Origin of the sequence: Streptomyces sp. NPDC088733 (genome assembly GCF_044751185.1) — a bacterium.
Taxonomy (GTDB): Bacteria; Actinomycetota; Actinomycetes; order Streptomycetales; family Streptomycetaceae; genus Actinacidiphila.
Map to the genome: position 1 here is coordinate 1 of NZ_JBIVLH010000014.1, position 17,980 is coordinate 17,980.

Below are 17,980 nucleotides of genomic sequence, written 5' to 3' on the forward strand. Positions count from 1 at the left end.
ACCGTCACCCGCCTCATGGTCGACACCTGCTGCACCGCCCTGGAGAAGGCCGACCTCGTCTGACCAGCGGCTGCCGTCCGGCACCCACCGCTCCCTGCCGGCCAGCGGCGGGCCTCACAGATCTGGAGAGACATCGATGCCCAAGGGCTTCGACGCGGGCGACACCTCGTTCGTCCTCATCAGCGCGGCACTGGTCATGCTGATGACGCCCGGCCTTGCCTTCTTCTACGGGGGCATGGTCCGGGTCAAGAGTGTGTTGAACATGCTGCTGATGAGCTTCGTCAGCCTGGGCATCGTCAGTGTGCTGTGGGTGGCCTACGGCTACTCCCTGGCCTTCGGTGACGACGCCGGCGGCGGTCTGGTCGGCAACCTCGGTCTCGCCGGCATGCGGGGCATCACCGGCGAGAGCCTGACCGGCACCATCCCGGTGTTCGCCTTCGCCGCCTTCCAGCTGATGTTCGCCGTCATCACACCCGCCCTGATCAGCGGAGCGATCGCGGACCGCGCCAAGTTCGGCGCATGGATGCTGTTCATCACGCTGTGGGTGACCCTGGTCTACTTCCCCGTCGCCCACTGGGTCTGGCAGGCCGACGGCTGGATCTTCAAACTCGGCGTCAAGGACTTCGCCGGCGGCACCGCAGTCCACATCAACGCCGGCATGGCGGCGCTCGGCGCGCTCCTGGTCCTCGGCAAGCGCGTCGGGTTCAAGAAGGAGCCGATGCGCCCGCACAGCCTGCCGCTGGTGATGCTCGGCTCCGGGCTGCTGTGGTTCGGCTGGTTCGGCTTCAACGCCGGCTCCGCGCTGGCCGCCAATGGCACCGCCAGCATCGCCTTCCTGAACACCCAGGTCGCCACCGGCGCGGCCATGATGGGCTGGCTCGCCTGGGAACGCCTGCGCAGCGGGGCCTTCACCTCCCTCGGCGCCGCGTCCGGCGCCGTCGCGGGACTCGTCGCCATCACCCCCGCCTGCGCCGCGGTGAACATCTGGGGCGCCCTTGCCATCGGGGTCGCCGCCGGCGTCGTCTGCGCCTGGGCCGTGGGCCTGAAGGACCGCCTCGGCTACGACGACTCCCTCGACGTGGTCGGCGTCCACGCCGCCGGCGGCCTCGTCGGCACCCTCCTGATCGGCGTCTTCGACACCACCGATGGACTCGTGGCCGGCGCGGGCCCCGAACAGCTCGGCAAGCAGGCCGTCGGAGCCTTCGCCGTCGCCGCCTACTCCCTGGCGATGTCCTGGGTGTTGGCCAAGACCATCGAGATCACCGTCGGCTTCCGCGTTGCACGCCACCACGAAATCGCCGGCCTCGACCAGTACGTGCACGCCGAGACCGCGTACGAGTACTCCACCGTCAAGGAGATCCAGCTCGTGCCGCCGACCGGCATCGCTTCCTGATCACCCGAACACCTGAAACGGCGCCCGCCCGGCGGGACTGCCGGCGGACATCAGCAACCAGCAACGGAGAATCCCATGAGCCCTACCACCAATGAACCCATGGCCGACGTGCGGGACATGTATGTGCTGCACACCCTCTTCGGCCGTGAGATCGGCCTGCTCCCGCGGCTCGTCAGGGCTGTCGCACCGGGAGACACGGAGCGCTCGGAGGTCGTGGGCGCGCACATCGAGCTCCTCAGCGGACTTCTGCACCTCCACCACGAGGGCGAGGACCTGATCCTCTGGCCACTGCTCGACCAGCGGGGCGGGGAGGAGGCCAAGGCCATCGTGCCGGCCATGGAGGAACAGCACCACGCCATCGAGACCGCCAACGCCGAGCTCGCGCGCCTGCTGCCGCAGTGGCGATCCACTGCCCGTGGCGGGAGCGGACTCGCCGATGTCCTCGACCGGCTGCTGGTCGTCCTGCTGGAGCACATGGCCATGGAGGAGGAGCGGATCCTGCCCCTCGCCGAGAAGCACGTCACCGCGGCCGAGTGGAACAAGATGGGTGAGCACGGACTGGCCGAGGCCCCGAAGAAGGCCCTCCCGGTCATCTTCGGCATGGCGATGTACGAGGGCAACCCCGAGGTGATCAAGGCGATACTCTCCGAGGCCCCGCTGCCCGCGCGACTGCTCATGCCCGTCCTGGCCCCGCGCCTGTACGCCAAGCACGCCAAGCGCATCCACGGCACGGCCACCCCGCAGCGCGTCACGCGCTGAGGTGAAAGCGGGGGCCTCTTGGCAGTTCGGGGTGCAATCCACACCGATCTCCAGGAGGCCCCTCTTGCTCTCGCCCTGTTGGATCCCGTGTCCTTGAACAACTGGGCGGTTTCGGACGCTGCCGGCGGACGCAGGGCAGTCCGCCGAACACACCCGCAGTCACATTCCTCCAGCCCTGCAGAGGGCCACGACGCCCTTCCAAGGAAGAACATCAATGACCTCTCAAAGCGACGCCCCTGAATCCGGGGACCGGGACATGACCGCACAACCCGGCTCGTCGTACGACCTGCGTGGGCTCGAGTCGCTCGACGGCTTTCCCTTCCGGGTCTTCGCGAGCCCTGGCGGCGCACCCCGGGGGCGCGCTGTCGCGGAGCGGACCGCGCGTACGGTTGCCTGGCTCCAGGAAGCCGTCGTCCTGCCCGCGACCCCTCCGTTGTTCGTCGTCGGCCCCGAGAACTGGGAACAGGTGGCCACCTTCCCCGTGTACGGCATGCCGCACGTCGAACTCGACAGGATCGTCGTCGGTCAGCGGCCCGCCGCGTTCTGGACCACCGCCATCGAGGCGATCACGCCGCACGTGGACTCCGCGGGCCTCGACCGCCTCCGCCAGGTGTACGGGAACGAGATCGACCTCGGTTCTTTCGCGGACCTCCTGGTTTCCCACGAACTGACACACCTGGCGCACATGGGATCGACGTCCTGGGGGGACAACGGGCGCGTCTCGTTGTGGCTGAGCGAGCTGGCGGCGAACCTCGGCCTGCAGGGGTACGTCCAGGAGGTGGAACCCGACCAGGCGGAACGGCTGGAGACGGCGTTCGAAGTCACCTGGGCCTCTCCCGGCGGACAGTGGCCCGTACGCACCTTGCCCGACATGCGTGACTCGCTCCGGGGCGACGGCTCGAACTACGTCTGGTTCGAGTTCGGCCTTCAGGTCTTGGCCAAGCGCTTGTGGGAGACGGCAGGTGTCGCAGCTCTGCAGACCGTCGTCGACACCCTGCGCGGGCCCGCCCTCGACTTCGATCAGGTGGTGAAACTGCTGGACGAGCTGGACCCGTGGGTGGCGGGCGCGGTCCGGGAGTGGCCCGTCTTCCCGAACGGACCTCGCTCTCGGGCCCGTCCCCGCAGCAACGCTGGGCATCCGCAACCGATGCCTGGCTGAGGATCTGACGGTGGACGGATCCGGTGGGGCGGCAGCCCCACCGGATCGCCGTCTTGGCGGGGGACCACACCCGATTGGTTTCGGGGGCGAGTCGTTGAGCGGTTGGCTCGTGAACCGTCGCCCGGCGTTCGCAGGTCCCCGGTGCGACCTGGTTCACTCCAGTCGTTCGAGGATTCGGTCCGAGATCTGGCCGAGCATCGCGAGTTCCGCCGGCGTCAACGCGTCGACGACGAGTCGGCGAACCGCTGCGACATGACGGGGCGCAGCGGCAGCGATGGCCTCACGACCGGCCGGTGTGATCAGCACGAAGGACACTCGCCGGTCCTCCACCGACTCCTCCCGGGCCACGAGACCGCGCTTGGCCATCCGGTCGACATGGTGGGACATCCGGCTCTTCTCCCACTCCAGCGCCTTCGCCAGTTCCAGCACCGGCTGCCGGCCGTCGGGTATGTCGGTCAGTTGCACCAGCACCCCGTAATCCGCGGCGGACAGTCCCGAATCCGTCAGCAGCTCACGTGTCAGCTGACCGGTGAGCCTGTCACGCATGCGAAGGAAACTGCGCCAGGCCTGCTGTTCCGTTGCGCTGAGCCAGGCGGATGTCTCGGTCATGCGCGTCAGTGTAGATCAAAGGTTGATACGTCACCTTGTGTCGTGCACCGCTCACGATCAGGTGCCCGCACGAGCATCTCCCGCGTGATGTCGGTCGCGTTCCTGCCCTTGAAGAGGCCCTCTTCCCCGCGGACCGACCGGCATGCGCCCCGGTACGAGGGTGGTGAGGGCCAGGCCGACGAGTGCCGCCGCGGCCGCCACGACGAACGAGGTGCGGAACGCCTGTTGTGAGGGAAACGTCGTCGTGCCGACCGCGATGGCGGAGTGGGCCAGAACCAGCACCAGCACCGTGCCGGCGGCCGCACCACCGACGGACCGCATCAAGGTGTTGACGCCGTTGGCGGACGCCGTATCACTCGCCGGGACCGCGTTCGTGATCAGCATCGATGTGGCCGCGATGGCTGTGCCCGCTCCGGCCCCGACCACCGTCGCGGCGATGACGAAGTCGGTGACGCTGCCCATGCGCAGCGCGATGAAGACGTAGCCGGCAGCCATGATCGTCGAGCCCGCCATCATGGCGAGTCGTGCCCCGTACCTCGCGACCACGCGGGTGGCGACCGGGGCGACGAGGAGCGCGGCCAGGCCGTTGGGAAGGACGGCGGCACCGGCTCGTACGAGGCTCAGCCCAAATCCGTAGCCGGTGGTGGTCGGCGCCTGCAGGACCTGCGGGAACACGAAAAGCATGGTGTAGACCGCGAACCCGATCCCCACAGTGGCCAGGTTGGTCATCAGAACCGGGCGCTGTGCGGCGAGCCGCAGATCCACGATCGGGAAGCGTGTGTGCAACTGGTGCGCGCCCCAGGCGAGCAGCACCAGCAGCGCCGCGGCGCCCAGACCGAGGGTCCGGGTGCTGTGCCAACCCCATTCCGCCGCGTTGACGACCGGCAGCAGGAGTCCGATCAACCCCGCGGTCAGACCGACGGTGCCGACAACGTCGAACCGTCCCGTGGAGGTCCGTTGCGACCGGGGGACCAGTAGCGCGACGAGGACGGCGCAGAGCGCGCCCAGCAGGGCCGACGCCCAGAACAGCACGTGCCAGTCGAAGTGCTCGGCGACCAGGCCTGCCAGCGGTATCCCCGCGACGGCACCCAGGCCGAGGATCGCGCTGAGGAAGGCGATCGCACCACTGATCCGGGCGGACGGCAGCGCGTCCCGGAAGACACCCAGAGCCAGCGGTATCACCCCGATCACGCAACCCTGCAGTCCACGGCCGATCACCATCGGCCACAGCGAACTGGTGAGCGCGGAAACCACCGATCCGACGACCGCCGCCGCAAGCGTCAGCAGCAGAGCGCGTCGTTTGCCGAAGAGATCGCCGATGCGGCCGCTCACAGGAGTGACAACCGCACCCGTGATGAGTGTGATGGTCACCACCCATGAGGCGCCCGGGGGCGAGGTGTCCAGCAGCAGGGGGAAGTCCGGGATGAGTGGGACGACCAGTGTCTGCAGCAACGATGCCAGCAGACCGGCGGTGGCGAGCACGGCGACTACGGCCGTGGGGGAACCTGGACGCTTCATATGGATCTCCGCGCGGGCGGCGCTCTCTTGGGTCATGAGCAACCTTGCGATGTGTCGGTCCGGTTGCCGGGGCAGTAGTGGATGTCGCGCGCAGGCGCGGCCGGCGACGCGGGTCCCGGCTCGGGCTCTTCCGTCGCCCGTCGGCTGTGGTCCGGCCGTCCGCCGCGACTACAGCTGCGGGTGATCGGGTCCGGTGGGGATGTTCACGTCGTCGCGCGGCGGCGTGGTGAAGGAACGTCGATCACGAAGGCCGCGGCGAGCGCGCCGGCGAGCATGATGGCTGCCGCCCACCAAAAGGCGGTGGTGAAACCGTGGACCGCTCCGGCGCGGACAATCGCTTGACGTTGAGCGGAGGTCGCCTGTGCCCCGCCGTTCCCGGCGAGGTGCGTCGAGATCCAGTGGCTGGCCGAGCTGGTGGCGATCGTGTTCAACAGGGCAGTACCTATGGAGCCACCCACCTGCTGCGCGGTGCTCACGGCGGCGGAGGTGACGCCCGCGTCCTGGGGAGCGACTCCTGCCGTGGCGGTGGCCATGACGGGCATGAAGACCAGGCCCATGCCGAAGCCGATGAGTACGGCGCCGGGCAGGACGTGGGTGGCGTACGCGGAGCGGGCGCTCAGCGTGGTGAAGGTCAGCATGCCGAGCGAGGCGATGGCCAGCCCCGGGGCGATCATCAGGCGCGGGGCGACGTGGGCCAGCAGTCGGGCGGAGAGCTGAGTGGAGGTCAGAAGGATGAACGCGGACATCGGCAAGAACGCGAAACCGCTTTTCAGGGCGGAGTACCCGAGGACGTTCTGCAGGTAGTAGGTGAGGAAGAAGAACGCCCCGAAGAGTCCGACCATGGCCAGGCACAGGGTCAGCATGGGACCGCCGTGGGCGCGGGAGGCGATGATCCGCAAGGGAAGCAGGGGACTGGCGGCGCGGGCCTGCCACCAGGTGAACGCCGCAAGGAGTACGACGCCACCCGCGAGCAGAGGCAGGACTGTGCCGGACAGCCAGCCGTCGGACTCCGCCCGGCTCACCGTGTACACCACGGTGACGAGGCCGCTGCTGCTCAGGACGATCCCGGGCCCGTCGAATCCGGCCGCGCGGTGTCCGGCGCGGTGGTCGAGGAAGAGCGCCGCGCCGACCACGCCTATGGCTGCGATGGCCACATTGACATACAGGCACCAGCGCCAGTCGAGGTACTGCGTCAGGACGCCGCCGAGCAGGAGGCCGATCCCGCCGCCGGCAGCGGCCAGCGCTCCGAAGACGCCGAACGCCTTGGCGCGTTCCTTGCCGTCCGTAAAGGTCGTGGCCAGCAGGGAGAGCGCGGAAGGAGCAAGGAGCGCGGCGAAGCACCCCTGTCCCGCACGGGCCGCGAACAGCATCGCGGGCCCGGCGGCCGCACCGCCGACCGCGGAGGCCGCACCGAACCCGACCAGCCCGACAACGAAGGCCCGTTTGCGGCCGACACGGTCGGCGACGCGGCCCCCGACCAGGAGCAGCCCGCCGAACGCCACTGTGTATGCGGTCACGACCCACTGCCGGGTGCCATCGGTCAGCCCGAGGTCACGCTGGGCCGAGGGCAACGCGATGCTCATGATGGTGGCATCGAGCACCACCATGAGCTGCGCCAGTGCGATCACGGACAGGGCCCACCATCGCCGGGCGTCCTGCCGCGGCCGGGCAGCGTTCCGACCGGGGGCCATAGCTGTCGAACTGCTCATCGGATCTCCGAATCTCCCGCATCGATCTCTGTGCAGCGCGCACGTGAAGCAGCCTGGGTACAGACGCTCCGCCTGAGCCGCGTATGCACATCCCCCGTCGGTTCGCCCATGGTCAAATAGATGACACATCAACGAGTTTGTTCGGTGGAGCGTATCACGAGAGGTTGAAGATGCAACTAATTCGCCTGCTCGCCGGCAATTCGAGGCCGCACGCGGCCGGGTCGGCGGCGACCGCCGGGGCGAATGCGGGGCGAACCTGCCTACTCGACATAGGTTGACCAGTCAACCTATTCGATATAGGTTCGGCGACACCTCGATGAGCCTTGCCGAGCACAGATCCGGGTGCTGCCGCCCTTCTGAAGGAGCAGCGACGCCCGGCCCCCGCGAGGCCGACGGGACACCTGGCGCCACTGCCTGCACCGGGACATCGCTGTCTCTCACCGCTGCCGAAGCGGCTCCCGAGTGCAGCCCAACCCCTGGAGCACAACTGCAATGACCCTCATCACCCTGCCGGACGGCAGGCACCTCGACATCGCCGTTTCCGGTCCTCCCGGAGGTGTTCCGCTGATTTACCATCACGGCACACCCGGCGCCCTGGCCCAGAACCGCGTCATGCAGAGAGACGCCTGGGACAGGGGCCTGCGCCTCGTCACCTTCTCCCGTCCCGGCTACGGTGACTCGACCCGCAAGCCCGGTCGTAAGGTCCTCGACGTCGCCGCCGACGTCGAGGCGCTGCTCGATCACCTCGAGGAGGAGCGCTGTCTCGTCCTCGGCCACTCCGGTGGCGGTCCGCACGCACTGGCCACGGCCGCGGCGCTTCCCGGGCGGGTGGCCGCCGTGGCGGCTTCGTGCAGCCTCGCGCCGTACGACACACCCGGGTTCGACTTCCTGTCGGAAATGGGGGACCAGAACATCAAGGAGTTCGGGCTGGCCCTGCAAGGGGAAGCCGCTGTGCGGCCCGCGTTGGAAGCGGATGCCGTCGCGATGCGGCGGCCCGATGCGGTCGACGCCGTCCGCGCGATGCTGACGTCCTTGCTGTCCGACGAGGAACGCACAGCCATGTCCTTGGACGCGGAGGGAGGACCGGCGGAGGAACTGGCAGGGCAGTGGGCCCACGCCCTGCGGGACGGAGTCGACGGATGGCTCGACGACGACCTCGCCTTCGTCCGCCCCTGGGGGTTCGACCTGATCGCCATCCAGGTGCCCTGCTTCATCTGGCACGGCGCAGCCGACCGCGTCGTCCCGCCGTCGCACGGACGCCGCCTCAGTGAGCAGATGCCCAACTCACTGCTGCGCATGCTCCCGGACAAGGGCCACCTCATGGTTCAGCTCGACGGGATCGGGGCCATGGTCGACGAGCTCCTGACGACGCTCTGACCTTGCGAACCGAGGTGGACCTCGGTGGTCAGCCCTCCTTGGCAGCGGCAGCGGGCCTGCCGTGTCACTGAGCGTCACGGATCCGCCGGTTCGTCCCGCGAGGCGTCCGGGAGCGGAGGAGCACACACGTGATCACACATGGGTCCCGGTCAGCAGTACCGCTCCGAGAACGACCAGCATGGAGCCGCTCGCAGTCTGTACCAGGCGTGCCACTGCCGGCCTGCGAAGCCAGGCACCGAGCCTGTCGACCAGCAACGCCACGGTGGGGAACCAGACCAGGGCCAGGGTCACGACGATCAGACTGAGTATCAGCGTCAGCGGCATCGCCGGCTGCCCGGGCGGCACGAACTGCGGGAGCAGGCTGAGGAAGAAGACGGGCGCCTTGGGATTGAGCGCGTTGGTCAGGAAGCCCTGCCGCAGCCCCGGAAGGGTTCCGTGAGCGGTGCGTGATGCGTGGCCGGGCGCCGGCTCCACCGTGTGCCGGCCCTGGCGCGCCGCCGCGATGAGGACCCGCGCGCCCAGGTAGACCAAGTAGCCGCCGCCGAGTACCTGCACCAGCAGGAAGAGCGTCGGCACGGCCACCAGTACCGCCGCGAGCCCCGCGACGGCGAGCATCGTGTGCACCAGCAGTCCGCAGGCGACTCCGATGCCCGTGGCGATTCCGGTCCGGCGGGACACCAGCGCGTTGCGCACGACCACGGTGAAGTCCGCGCCGGGCATGACGACCATGCCGGCCGCCACTCCAGTGAAGGTGATGAGCTGTGGGTTCATGCCTGTCATCGTGGAGCCTTGTGGCCTTTAGGGTGTATTTGGAATCTTGACGCCCAGCCCAAAGGGATGCTTAATGTTCGACTCGACCCGTCTCGCTGCACTGGTGGCCGTGGCCGAGGCCGGTTCCATCACCCGGGCCGCCGCTCGCCTCGGCTACACCGCCCCCGCGCTCTCACAGCAACTGGCCAAGCTGGAACGGGAGGCCGGAGCGGAGCTCCTGGTGCGGACGCACCGCGGCGCACGTCTGACGGCAGCCGGTGAAGTGCTCGTCAGTCACGCTCGTCGGGCTCTCGACGAGATGGATCGCGCGCGCCTGGAATTGTCGCAGCTGGCGGGGCCGGCGGGCGGCCGGCTGCGGATCGGCACGTTCACGACCGCGGGCATCCACCTGCTGCCACCCGTACTCACCGCCCTCCGTAGGGAGCATCCGCAGGTGGATGTGGTCGTCGCGGAGTACGAGCCCCCGGCGGGAGTCGCCGCCGTGGCCGCCGGAGATGCCGATCTCGCCCTGACCCACGTCTATGAAGGAGGGCCGGACCCGGCTCCGCCCACAGGGGTGGCGGTCGAGCCTCTGCTGGTGGAGGACCTCGTTCTGATCACTGCCCCCGGGCACCTGCTGGCGGCCGCCCCCAATCCGCTGGAGTGGGCGGAACTGGAGGGTCAGCCTCTGGTGAGCAGCACCCCCGACCACCCGAACCGGCGAGCCATCGAGGCGACACTGCGAGCCGCGGGTGTACGGCCGGTGGTGGTGTGCGAGACACCGGCCTACGTCACAGTGTGCGCGCTCGTGAGCGCCGGCCTCGGAGTAGGACTGGTGCCACGGATGATGGCCGCGTCGTCCGCGGTGCCTCTCGGGGTACGCGCGCTCGCACCACCAGGACTGCACCGGACCATCGCCCTTGCCTCCCGCAACGACGACACCTCGCCGGCGTTGCGCACACTGCGCGCCCTGCTCCTCGGCACCTACCGCAAGCCACCAGCAGGATGACCGAGGATTCGCCGGTCACATCGTCGGCATCACCATTGACGGCGCAGGCGGCCCGATCGCCGCTGTGTCCTGGGCGACGTTCGACGACGCGCGGCGAGGACGCGGGCGCCGGTCGGGCGCTGTCCTTCGGCTGGGGCATCGCGATCATCGAACTGTACGGCTGTACCAGGGAACGTCAGGCGCTGTCGGAGACCGAGCCGCTCTTCGCCTTGCTCGGAGTCGTGGGTCCGGCACCGCGGCACCGCGAGGTCGGCCGCTCGGCAACGTGCTGTACCCAGCGTGCCTCAATCTCGCGGCCGTTTTCGAGGGTGTGGGTCGGCGGCCCGTCAGCGGGGACGAAGCCGGCGGCGGCGAGCGCCCTGGCGGACGCGGTGTTCGTCACCTCGTAGCCCGCGCCGATGGTCGGCAGTCCGAAATGAGTATGCGCGAGCAGTGCGGCCGCCAGGAACAGTTCCGTGCCCATCCCTGTGCCGCGTGCGTGGGGGGCCAGGCATCCGCCGATCAGCTGGAGGTCATGATGCAGGTCGATGGAACCGGCGTATCTGCCGTCGTCACGGCGTACAGCGATGAGAGTCGCTGCTTCGTCTCTGGGCTCAAAGGGCTCGGCACGCATCTGCCGCGTCCACGGGGCCGCATTGAGGGAGTCGGGGTCACCGGGGCGGAGGTTCACCACAGCTTCGCGGACGCGGGCATCAGCCAAGTGGACAGTCGCCTCGTGCTCGGCTACACCGAGCCACCGCTGCGCTTCAGGGTCTGCGGCGGCAGCCAACCTGGCCGCGATGTCCAGAGAGGTCTCCGGTGTGTAGCAGAGTAGGCGCTCTGTCCGGATGACGTGCCGCCGATTCGCGCAGGTGCCCGGCACAGGCAGCATCGGGGCTGCTCGCCCCGCGCGCCGGCGTGACCACAGCATGTCGCCCCCTTGCACCTTGCCCGGGTCCCTCAGCCGGGCATGGTGAGCATTGTATGCAGCCGATTCGGAGCCTTCATGATGGGCCGGGCGTATCTGCCGTATCTGAACGGCGCAGTGTCCGCGCAGTTCACGGCCCTGCGGCGCCGGGGATGCCCGGCCTCAGTCCGGGGTCACGTTGCGGGAGGGAGGCGGAGCCGCATGCACAGCCCGTGCTCCGCCAGCTCGGCGGTAACGCGGCCGCCGTGCATCTCGGCGACCTGTTTGACGATGGCGAGCCCGAGTCCGGAGCCGGGTAGGGACCTGGCGGTCGGCGAGCGGTAGAAGCGGTCGAAGACGAAGGGCAGGTCGTCCGCCGGGATGCCGGGGCCCTGGTCGGTGACCGTGACCGTGCCGTCGGGGGCGACTCGGACCAGCACCTGGCCGCCGTCCGGGCTCCACTTGACCGCGTTGTCGACGAGGTTGCCGAGGGCCCGTTCCAGCGCATCTGGATCGGCGTGCACCAGGCACGGGGCCAGGTCGGTCCGCAGGGTGGCCTGAGGGCCGCGCCGGGCGATACGCGCGACGACCCGCTCGGCCAGGAGATCGAGGCGGGTGTCCTCGGTGTGAAGGTGCTGCTGCCCGTGGCGGGCCAGTTCGACCAGGTCGTTGACCAGGTCCCGGAGTTCCCGGGTCTGCGTGCGGGCCTGCTCGACCAGCGCGGGCGCCTGCGGGTCGGCCACGCCGGGCCCCTCGCTCAGCAGTTCCAGGTTGGTGGTGATACTCGTGAGAGGGGTGCGCAGTTCGTGCGAGGCGTCGGAGACCAGCCGTCGTTGTGCCGTCACCGACTCCTCGACCGCGGCCATCATCGCGGCGAAGGAGCGCGCCAGCCGGGCGATCTCGTCGCGGCCGTGCACGTCGATGCGCGCGGTGAGGTCCTGGGTCGCCGTGATGTGTTCGACGGTGTCGGTGAGTTGCCGCACGGGGCGCAGTACCCGGCCGGCCACGAGGCGGGCGCCGAGCGCGGCCAGCAGGGTGCCGCCGGCGGTGATGACGGCCAGGAGGACGGTGAGCCGGTCCAGGGTGGAGCTGACGACGGACTGCCGGATGGCGGCTCTGACCAGCGCACCGTCCCAGCCGCTCAACGGCGCGGTGTAGACGCGGTACGTCACGCCTTCGTACTCCGCGTCCTGGAAATACGCCGGCGCCCTGCCCCGCGCGACCTCGACGTCGTGGCTGCTGACGGGAAGGAAGCCGCCGCCCGGTCCGGCTGCGACCGGCGGGGCCACGAACTGCAGTTGTGTGGAGCCGACGGTGACCGGCGAGGTCGGCACGGTCAGGCGGGTGCCTTCCCGTTCCATCTGCTCCATCTTGAACTTGAAGTCCTTCAGCAGCTGCGACGCGTCACGGTCGGCGGCGGACGTCAGCACGTCGTCGCTCTGCCGGTGCAGCCCGGCACTGAGCGACGGGTAGATGACCAGCGAGGCCAGCAGCAGGGCCGCGAAGACCACGGTGCCGCCGGCCAGGGCCACCCGGTTGCGCAGAGTCACGGCTCCTCCCGCAGTACGTAGCCCAGTCCGCGGACGGTCTGCAGCAGTCGTGGTTCGCCGTCGGCCTCCAGCTTGGCGCGCAGGTAGCTGATGTAGACCCACAGGGCGTTGGAGGACGGGCCGAAGTCGTAGCCCCACACCGCGTCGAAGATCAGCGAGCGGCTCAGTACGCGATGGGGGTTGCGGAGGAAGAGCTCGAACAGGGCGTACTCGGTACGGGTGAGTTCCAGCGTCCGATCGCCGCGGCGTGCGCGGCAGGCGGCCACGTCCAGTTCCAGGTCGGCGAAGCGGATCAGCTCCGCCTGCGGAGGGCCGCCGCGGCGCAGCAGCGCACGGACACGAGCCCTGAGCTCGTCCAGGGCGAAGGGCTTGACCAGGTAGTCGTCGGCGCCCGCGTCCAGTCCGGCCACGCGGTCCTCGACGAGGTCGCGTGCCGTGAGCATCAGGATCGGCACGCGGTCGCCCCGTGCCCGGATCCTCCGGCACACCTCCAGCCCGTTGGGCTCCGGCATCAGCACGTCGAGGATGACGGCGTCAGCGCGGCCGGCCCCGAGTGCCGCCAGGGCCCCCGTCCCGTCCGCCGCCTCGACCACCTCATGGCCGTCCCGCGCCAGGGCCCGGGAGAGCGCCAGGCGCACCGCGTCGTCGTCGTCCACCACCAGCACACGCATGGCCGTCATCGTCCCGTCCGTGAGGTCAGCAAGGGATAAGGGGCGGCCGGACCGGACTGCTCCGGGCCGGCCGCCCCGCGTGATGGCTCAGCCCTTCGTGGACGGTCCCTGGGCGGCCAGCTCCTGCTTGGTGCCGGACAGGGCCTTCTCGAACCGGGCCGCGCTGACCCCGAGTTCCTTGGCGATGGCCCGGAACTTGGTGCTGCCGACCTCGATGCCGCCCGGTCGGCCGGCCTGCGTGAACAGCTCCCTGACCGCTCGCTCCGCCGCGGCGGTCCCCACACCCAGCCGGGTGGCGACGCCCGCCGCGAAGAGTTTCACGGCCTCGTCACCGTCCGAGCCCGCGTGCTTGATGACGGTCTTGCCGTCTCCCGGCTTGCCCTCGCCCCCGTGCTTGCCGCCTTCGACGTGTCCGCCGATGGCCCGCTTGGTCTCGGTGAGGGCCTTCTCGAGTTCCGCGGGGGTGGCTCCGAGCTTGCCGGCGACGGCGGCGAACTGACGGCTGTTCGGGTCGGTGCCGCCGCCCGGGCCGTCGGCCAGCGCGAACAGTTCCTTCACCGCTTCCTGCGCGGACGCGAGGCTCACGCTCAGGCGGGCGGCGATGCCCTTCGCCAGCGACGCCGCGATCCGTGCACGGTCCTCCTCGGGCCCCCCGGGCTTCCCAGGCTTTCCGGCCTTCTTTGCCTTCTCCGCCTCCGCGGCCGTTCCGGACGTGCCCGGCTTGACCTTCGCCTCGACGGCTGTGGCGGCCCCCGCCTTGGCCGGGCCGGGCGACGGGGCCGCGACTGCGGACGCCGTCAGGCAGCCCACCGTGGCGGCCGCGGCCGCCACGGTGATCCAACGCGCCTTGCTGCTCATGCGTGGTCTCCTTCGGGTTCACGGGCGAACCGGCGGCCGCCGGCGCCCGCGATCCAGCAGACCGTCCGGAACTCAAGGGAACTCTCAGGAAACCTTAGGACGGCCTTATAAGGCGCAATGGGCGCGCGCTCATCACCCACGCTCTCCAATGGCCCCCGTCGGCAGGCTCGTTGACGTCGAGTAGATACTGAGTGTAGACACTGAGGTATGACTGTTCCTCTGGCGCTCCTCGGGCTCCTCGAACGGGAGTCGAGCCACGGCTACGACCTCAAACGCGATTACGACGCCTACTTCGGCCGGGGCAAGCCGCTGCCCGCCGGGCAGGTGTACTCGACCTTGAGCCGCCTCGCCCGCGACGGGAAGGTCGAGGTCGGCGAGGCCGAGCCCGGGTCGGGCCCGGACCGCAAGCGGTACGTGATCACCGAGCTGGGGGTCACGCAGGTCGAGACCTGGCTCACCGAACCCGTGGCGGGTGAACCGCACTTGCAGACCGTGCTGTTCACCAAGGTCGTACTGGCGCTGCTGCTGGAGCGCGACCCCCGCGCCTATCTCGACATCCAGCGCGCCTCCCACATGGAGCGGATGCGGGAACTGACCGAACTGCGCAGGACCGGCAGCACCATCGACTCGCTCCTCGCCGACCACGGCGTCTACCACCTGGAGGCCGACCTCCGGTGGATCGACCAGACCGTGGCACGCCTCGCCGCCCTCACCGCGGAGGTCCGCTCATGAATTCGAACGAAGGCCGGCTCGTGGAAGCCCGCAACGCCGTCCTGTCGTTCGGGCAGACCCCGGCGCTGCGGGGAGCCGACCTCTCCGTCCGCGCCGGCGAGATCCTGGCCGTCACCGGGCCCAGCGGGTCCGGCAAATCCACGCTGCTGCACTGCCTGGCCGGGATCCTGGTCCCCGACGCCGGCGAGATCTGGTTCGACGGACGGCGTCTCGACACCGAGCGCGAAGCCGAGCGCAGCGCGCTGCGCCGGGACCACTTCGGCTTCGTGTTCCAGTTCGGCCAGCTCGTCCCCGAGTTGACCGCCGAGGAGAACATCGCCCTGCCGCTGCTGCTCGCCAAGTCCCGCAGGGCGAGCGCGCTCGCCGAGGCCCGGCGGTGGTTCGGACGGCTCGGCCTGGACGGGCTCGAGGGACGCCGGTCCGGCGAACTCTCCGGCGGGCAGGCCCAACGCGTCGCCCTGGCCCGCGCCCTGGTGTCCCGGCCCCGCGTGCTGTTCGCCGACGAGCCGACCGGGTCGCTCGACTCACTCACCGGCGAGCACGTCATGGACCTGCTGGTCGACTCCGTGCGCCAGGAGGGCACCACCGTCGTCCTCGTCACCCACGAGCCGCGGGTGGCCGCCTTCGCAAGCCGCGAAGTCGTCGTCCGCGACGGCACGGTGACGCCGCTGTCCGTCGGACGGATCGCCTCGTGATCAACCTCGGCCTGCGCCTCACCCTGAACGGCGGCAGAGAGGCCGCCGCCCGGCTCGCCGTCATCGCGGCCGCCGTTGCCGTGGGAGTCGGCCTCCTGCTGAGCATCCTGGCGGCCGTCAATGCCACCGCCACCCAGAACAGCCGCAACGCCTGGCTCAACACCGGCACCGGCAAGAGCGCACCACACGCGTCGGCCGCGGAATCGGACGCGGACGCGGACCCGCTGTGGTGGCTGCTCAGGGCCGACCGCTTCGACGGCAGGCTCATCGGCCGTGTCGACGTCGCCGCCACCGGCCCGAACGCCCCGGTCCCACCCGGACTTCCGCGCCTTCCAGGACCGGGCGAGTTCTACGTGTCGCCGGCCCTCGGCAAGCTCCTCCACTCCACCCCGGCCGCCGAACTCGCCGACCGTTACCCCGGCCACGAGGTCGGTACGGTCGGCACGGCGGCACTCCCGGGCCCCGACTCCCTGGTCGTCGTCATCGGCCACCACCCCGACGAGTTGGCGAAGCGGCCCGGGGCGACCCGGGTCACCTCGATCACCACCGTCGCACCCGGCAACTGCAACGGCACGAACTGCACGGTCAGGGCAGGCATCGACAACAGCGGGATCAAGCTCATCCTCTCCGTCGCGGGCACCGCCCTGATCTTCCCCGTGCTCATCCTCATCGGCACGGCCACCCGGCTGGCGGCCGCCCGCCGCGAGCAGCGCTTCGCCGCGATGCGCCTGGTCGGCGCCACGCCGCGGCAGATCACGGTGATAGCGACCGTCGAATCAACGGTCGCCGCGGTCATCGGCACCGCCGCCGGTTTCGGCCTCTTCTCCTTGTTCCGCACGCAGTTGGCAGCTGTCGACCTCACCGGGACGCCGTACTTCGCCGACGACCTCACGCTCTCCACCGGCAACGTCCTTCTCGTCGCCGTCGCCGTCCCCGTAGGGGCCGCGATCGCGGCCCGGATCGCCCTGCGGCGCGTACAGGTCTCCCCGCTGGGGGTCACCCGGCGCGTCACGCCCCGCCCGCCGCGGATCCACCGGGTGATCCCACTGGTCGCCGGCATCGCCGAACTCTCCTGGGTCATCGGCCGGGTGCCCGAGAGCACCGACGGCCAGATCGTGGTCTTCGTCTCGGGAATCCTGCTGGTCCTCACCGGACTCGTGATCGCCGGCCCGTGGCTGACCATGGGCGGGGCCCGAGTCCTGGCCCGGGCCACCAGCAGGCCGGCGCTGCTCGTCGCGGGGCGGCGGCTCGCGGACGACCCGAAGGCAGGCTTCCGCGCCGTCAGCGGACTGGTCCTCGCCCTGTGCGTGACCAGCACCGCCGTCGGGATCATCGGCGCGCTGAACGCCGAACGCGGCATCCCGCCGGCCGCTCGCGCCGTCGCCGGCGCCGTCGACACCCATTACGTCTACGACTTCGACCACGCGACAGGGCGTCCGATCGGCAGCGTGCCCCCTCCCTCGAAGGCGGCCCTCGACGACCTGAACTCCGTACCGGGCGTCACGGGCGTGTTGGTGATCCACACGAACCCGCTCGGCACACCGGATCCCGGCTACGACGGCCAGGGTTCCACGACACCGCTGGTGGCGGGTCTGGCCTCGTGCGCGCAACTCGCGACGATGCCGGCCCACAACACCTGCGCCTCCGGAGCCGAAGCGGCGTCGGTCGCCCAGTACTTCGGCACCTTCGGGACCTATGAATGGGAGCACTGGCCCGAGGCATGGCCCGCCGCCGGGATCTCCGCCCCACGCCTCGCCCGCCTTCCGGTCGTGGAGATCGTCGTGGCCACCGACGGCTCGACAACGGCGATCGAACGCGCGCGCACCATCCTCATGAACGCGTACCCCGGCCAGGACGTCCCACGGACCGTCGAGGAGGATCACGCCGAAATGGGCGCACAGCTCGCCGGCTACCGGCAACTGGCCGACGTGGTCGTCCTGGTGAGTTTCCCCATCGCCGGCTGCAGCCTGGCGGTGAACGTGGCCGGAGGCCTGCGCGACCGCAAACGCCCCTTCAGCCTGCTGCGGCTGACCGGCACACCGCTCGGGATGCTGCGGCGCGTGGTGCTTCTGGAGTCCGCCGTGCCACTCCTGGTGGTCTCCGCCGTGGCGATCGGCACGGGCTTCCTGGCCGCTCAGCTCTTCCTGCAGGCCCAGTTCGGATACTCGGTCCAGGCACCGGGGATCCAGTACTACGCGATCGTGCTCACCGGGCTCGTGGCCTCGCTGGGGGTCATCGCATCCACGATGCCGCTTCTCCGGCGCATCACGGGACCGGAGACGGCACGCAACGAGTAGCCGAGACG

16 protein-coding genes are annotated in these 17,980 nt (G+C 70.0%); 8 read left to right on the forward strand and 8 right to left on the reverse strand.

Annotation, left to right across the window (positions count from 1 at the left end):
- Positions 1-136 precede the first annotated feature (136 nt).
- The 3 genes from ACIP64_RS24725 (at position 137) to ACIP64_RS24735 (ending at position 3,311) form a co-directional block, all read left to right on the forward strand.
- Positions 137-1,393 (forward strand): ammonium transporter, encoded by a 1,257-nt coding sequence (locus ACIP64_RS24725; RefSeq protein ID WP_401590634.1) that lies wholly within the window; start codon positions 137-139, stop codon positions 1,391-1,393.
- Between the two features lie 75 nt (positions 1,394-1,468).
- Positions 1,469-2,152 (forward strand): hemerythrin domain-containing protein, encoded by a 684-nt coding sequence (locus ACIP64_RS24730; RefSeq protein ID WP_401590637.1) that lies wholly within the window; start codon positions 1,469-1,471, stop codon positions 2,150-2,152.
- Between the two features lie 256 nt (positions 2,153-2,408).
- Positions 2,409-3,311 (forward strand): hypothetical protein, encoded by a 903-nt coding sequence (locus ACIP64_RS24735; protein WP_401590640.1) that lies wholly within the window; start codon positions 2,409-2,411, stop codon positions 3,309-3,311.
- Positions 3,312-3,464: 153 nt separating this feature from the next.
- On the opposite strand, the gene ACIP64_RS24740 is transcribed toward ACIP64_RS24735, so the two are convergent.
- From ACIP64_RS24740 to ACIP64_RS24750, 3 genes are all read right to left on the reverse strand, one after another.
- On the reverse strand, positions 3,465-3,920 hold the full coding sequence (locus tag ACIP64_RS24740) for a MarR family winged helix-turn-helix transcriptional regulator (protein WP_401590643.1): 456 nt from the start codon (positions 3,918-3,920) through the stop codon (positions 3,465-3,467).
- 57 nt (positions 3,921-3,977) lie between these two features.
- Entirely contained in the window at positions 3,978-5,474 is a 1,497-nt protein-coding gene (locus ACIP64_RS24745) for an MFS transporter (protein WP_401590646.1), read from the reverse strand.
- A 167-nt stretch (positions 5,475-5,641) separates the two neighbouring features.
- Positions 5,642-7,147 (reverse strand): MFS transporter, encoded by a 1,506-nt coding sequence (locus ACIP64_RS24750; protein WP_401590649.1) that lies wholly within the window; start codon positions 7,145-7,147, stop codon positions 5,642-5,644.
- A gap of 492 nt (positions 7,148-7,639) precedes the next feature.
- Between ACIP64_RS24750 and ACIP64_RS24755 the strand changes: the two genes are divergently transcribed.
- The gene (locus ACIP64_RS24755; RefSeq protein ID WP_401590652.1) at positions 7,640-8,524 is read left to right on the forward strand and encodes an alpha/beta fold hydrolase; all 885 of its coding nucleotides are present in this window, start codon (positions 7,640-7,642) and stop codon (positions 8,522-8,524) included.
- 132 nt (positions 8,525-8,656) lie between these two features.
- Here the strand turns inward: ACIP64_RS24755 and ACIP64_RS24760 are convergent, their stop codons facing one another.
- Complete coding sequence (locus tag ACIP64_RS24760; protein ID WP_401590654.1) at positions 8,657-9,295, reverse strand: LysE family translocator; 639 nt, start codon at positions 9,293-9,295, stop codon at positions 8,657-8,659.
- Between the two features lie 73 nt (positions 9,296-9,368).
- Between ACIP64_RS24760 and ACIP64_RS24765 the strand changes: the two genes are divergently transcribed.
- Positions 9,369-10,283 (forward strand): LysR family transcriptional regulator, encoded by a 915-nt coding sequence (locus tag ACIP64_RS24765; RefSeq protein WP_401590657.1) that lies wholly within the window; start codon positions 9,369-9,371, stop codon positions 10,281-10,283.
- 175 nt (positions 10,284-10,458) lie between these two features.
- On the opposite strand, the gene ACIP64_RS24770 is transcribed toward ACIP64_RS24765, so the two are convergent.
- From ACIP64_RS24770 to ACIP64_RS24785, 4 genes are all read right to left on the reverse strand, one after another.
- A complete protein-coding gene (locus tag ACIP64_RS24770; RefSeq protein ID WP_401590660.1) occupies positions 10,459-11,193 on the reverse strand; it encodes a GNAT family N-acetyltransferase in 735 nt (244 codons plus the stop codon).
- 170 nt (positions 11,194-11,363) lie between these two features.
- The gene (locus ACIP64_RS24775; protein WP_401590663.1) at positions 11,364-12,719 is read right to left on the reverse strand and encodes a sensor histidine kinase; all 1,356 of its coding nucleotides are present in this window, start codon (positions 12,717-12,719) and stop codon (positions 11,364-11,366) included.
- Positions 12,716-13,390 (reverse strand): response regulator transcription factor, encoded by a 675-nt coding sequence (locus tag ACIP64_RS24780; RefSeq protein ID WP_360908249.1) that lies wholly within the window; start codon positions 13,388-13,390, stop codon positions 12,716-12,718. The genes ACIP64_RS24775 and ACIP64_RS24780 overlap by 4 nt, the downstream gene beginning before the upstream one ends.
- 87 nt (positions 13,391-13,477) lie before the next feature.
- Complete coding sequence (locus ACIP64_RS24785; RefSeq protein ID WP_401590666.1) at positions 13,478-14,248, reverse strand: hypothetical protein; 771 nt, start codon at positions 14,246-14,248, stop codon at positions 13,478-13,480.
- 207 nt (positions 14,249-14,455) lie between these two features.
- Between ACIP64_RS24785 and ACIP64_RS24790 the strand changes: the two genes are divergently transcribed.
- Genes ACIP64_RS24790 through ACIP64_RS24800 form a run of 3 tightly spaced genes read left to right on the forward strand, consistent with a single transcriptional unit; the run spans position 14,456 to position 17,972 of the window.
- Entirely contained in the window at positions 14,456-14,980 is a 525-nt protein-coding gene (locus ACIP64_RS24790) for a PadR family transcriptional regulator (protein ID WP_360907915.1), read from the forward strand.
- Entirely contained in the window at positions 14,977-15,675 is a 699-nt protein-coding gene (locus tag ACIP64_RS24795) for an ABC transporter ATP-binding protein (protein WP_401590669.1), read from the forward strand. The genes ACIP64_RS24790 and ACIP64_RS24795 overlap by 4 nt, the downstream gene beginning before the upstream one ends.
- Positions 15,672-17,972: an FtsX-like permease family protein gene (locus ACIP64_RS24800; protein WP_401590672.1), complete on the forward strand. Its 2,301-nt coding sequence runs from the start codon at positions 15,672-15,674 to the stop codon at positions 17,970-17,972. Before ACIP64_RS24795 ends, ACIP64_RS24800 begins: the two co-directional genes overlap by 4 nt.
- Positions 17,973-17,980: the final 8 nt, after the last annotated feature.

Bases quoted from the DNA above. Each gene is read 5' to 3' on its own strand.
- ACIP64_RS24770 (WP_401590660.1), bottom strand. From the start codon at position 11,193: ATGCTGTGGTCACGCCGGCGCGCGGGGCGAGCAGCCCCGATGCTGCCT.
- ACIP64_RS24785 (WP_401590666.1), bottom strand. From the start codon at position 14,248: ATGAGCAGCAAGGCGCGTTGGATCACCGTGGCGGCCGCGGCCGCCACG.
- ACIP64_RS24755 (WP_401590652.1), top strand. From the start codon at position 7,640: ATGACCCTCATCACCCTGCCGGACGGCAGGCACCTCGACATCGCCGTT.
- ACIP64_RS24750 (WP_401590649.1), bottom strand. From the start codon at position 7,147: ATGAGCAGTTCGACAGCTATGGCCCCCGGTCGGAACGCTGCCCGGCCG.
- ACIP64_RS24790 (WP_360907915.1), top strand. From the start codon at position 14,456: ATGACTGTTCCTCTGGCGCTCCTCGGGCTCCTCGAACGGGAGTCGAGC.
- ACIP64_RS24795 (WP_401590669.1), top strand. From the start codon at position 14,977: ATGAATTCGAACGAAGGCCGGCTCGTGGAAGCCCGCAACGCCGTCCTG.
- ACIP64_RS24740 (WP_401590643.1), bottom strand. From the start codon at position 3,920: ATGACCGAGACATCCGCCTGGCTCAGCGCAACGGAACAGCAGGCCTGG.
- ACIP64_RS24765 (WP_401590657.1), top strand. From the start codon at position 9,369: ATGTTCGACTCGACCCGTCTCGCTGCACTGGTGGCCGTGGCCGAGGCC.
- ACIP64_RS24735 (WP_401590640.1), top strand. From the start codon at position 2,409: ATGACCGCACAACCCGGCTCGTCGTACGACCTGCGTGGGCTCGAGTCG.
- ACIP64_RS24730 (WP_401590637.1), top strand. From the start codon at position 1,469: ATGAGCCCTACCACCAATGAACCCATGGCCGACGTGCGGGACATGTAT.
- ACIP64_RS24780 (WP_360908249.1), bottom strand. From the start codon at position 13,390: ATGCGTGTGCTGGTGGTGGACGACGACGACGCGGTGCGCCTGGCGCTC.
- ACIP64_RS24745 (WP_401590646.1), bottom strand. From the start codon at position 5,474: ATGACCCAAGAGAGCGCCGCCCGCGCGGAGATCCATATGAAGCGTCCA.
- ACIP64_RS24760 (WP_401590654.1), bottom strand. From the start codon at position 9,295: ATGAACCCACAGCTCATCACCTTCACTGGAGTGGCGGCCGGCATGGTC.
- ACIP64_RS24725 (WP_401590634.1), top strand. From the start codon at position 137: ATGCCCAAGGGCTTCGACGCGGGCGACACCTCGTTCGTCCTCATCAGC.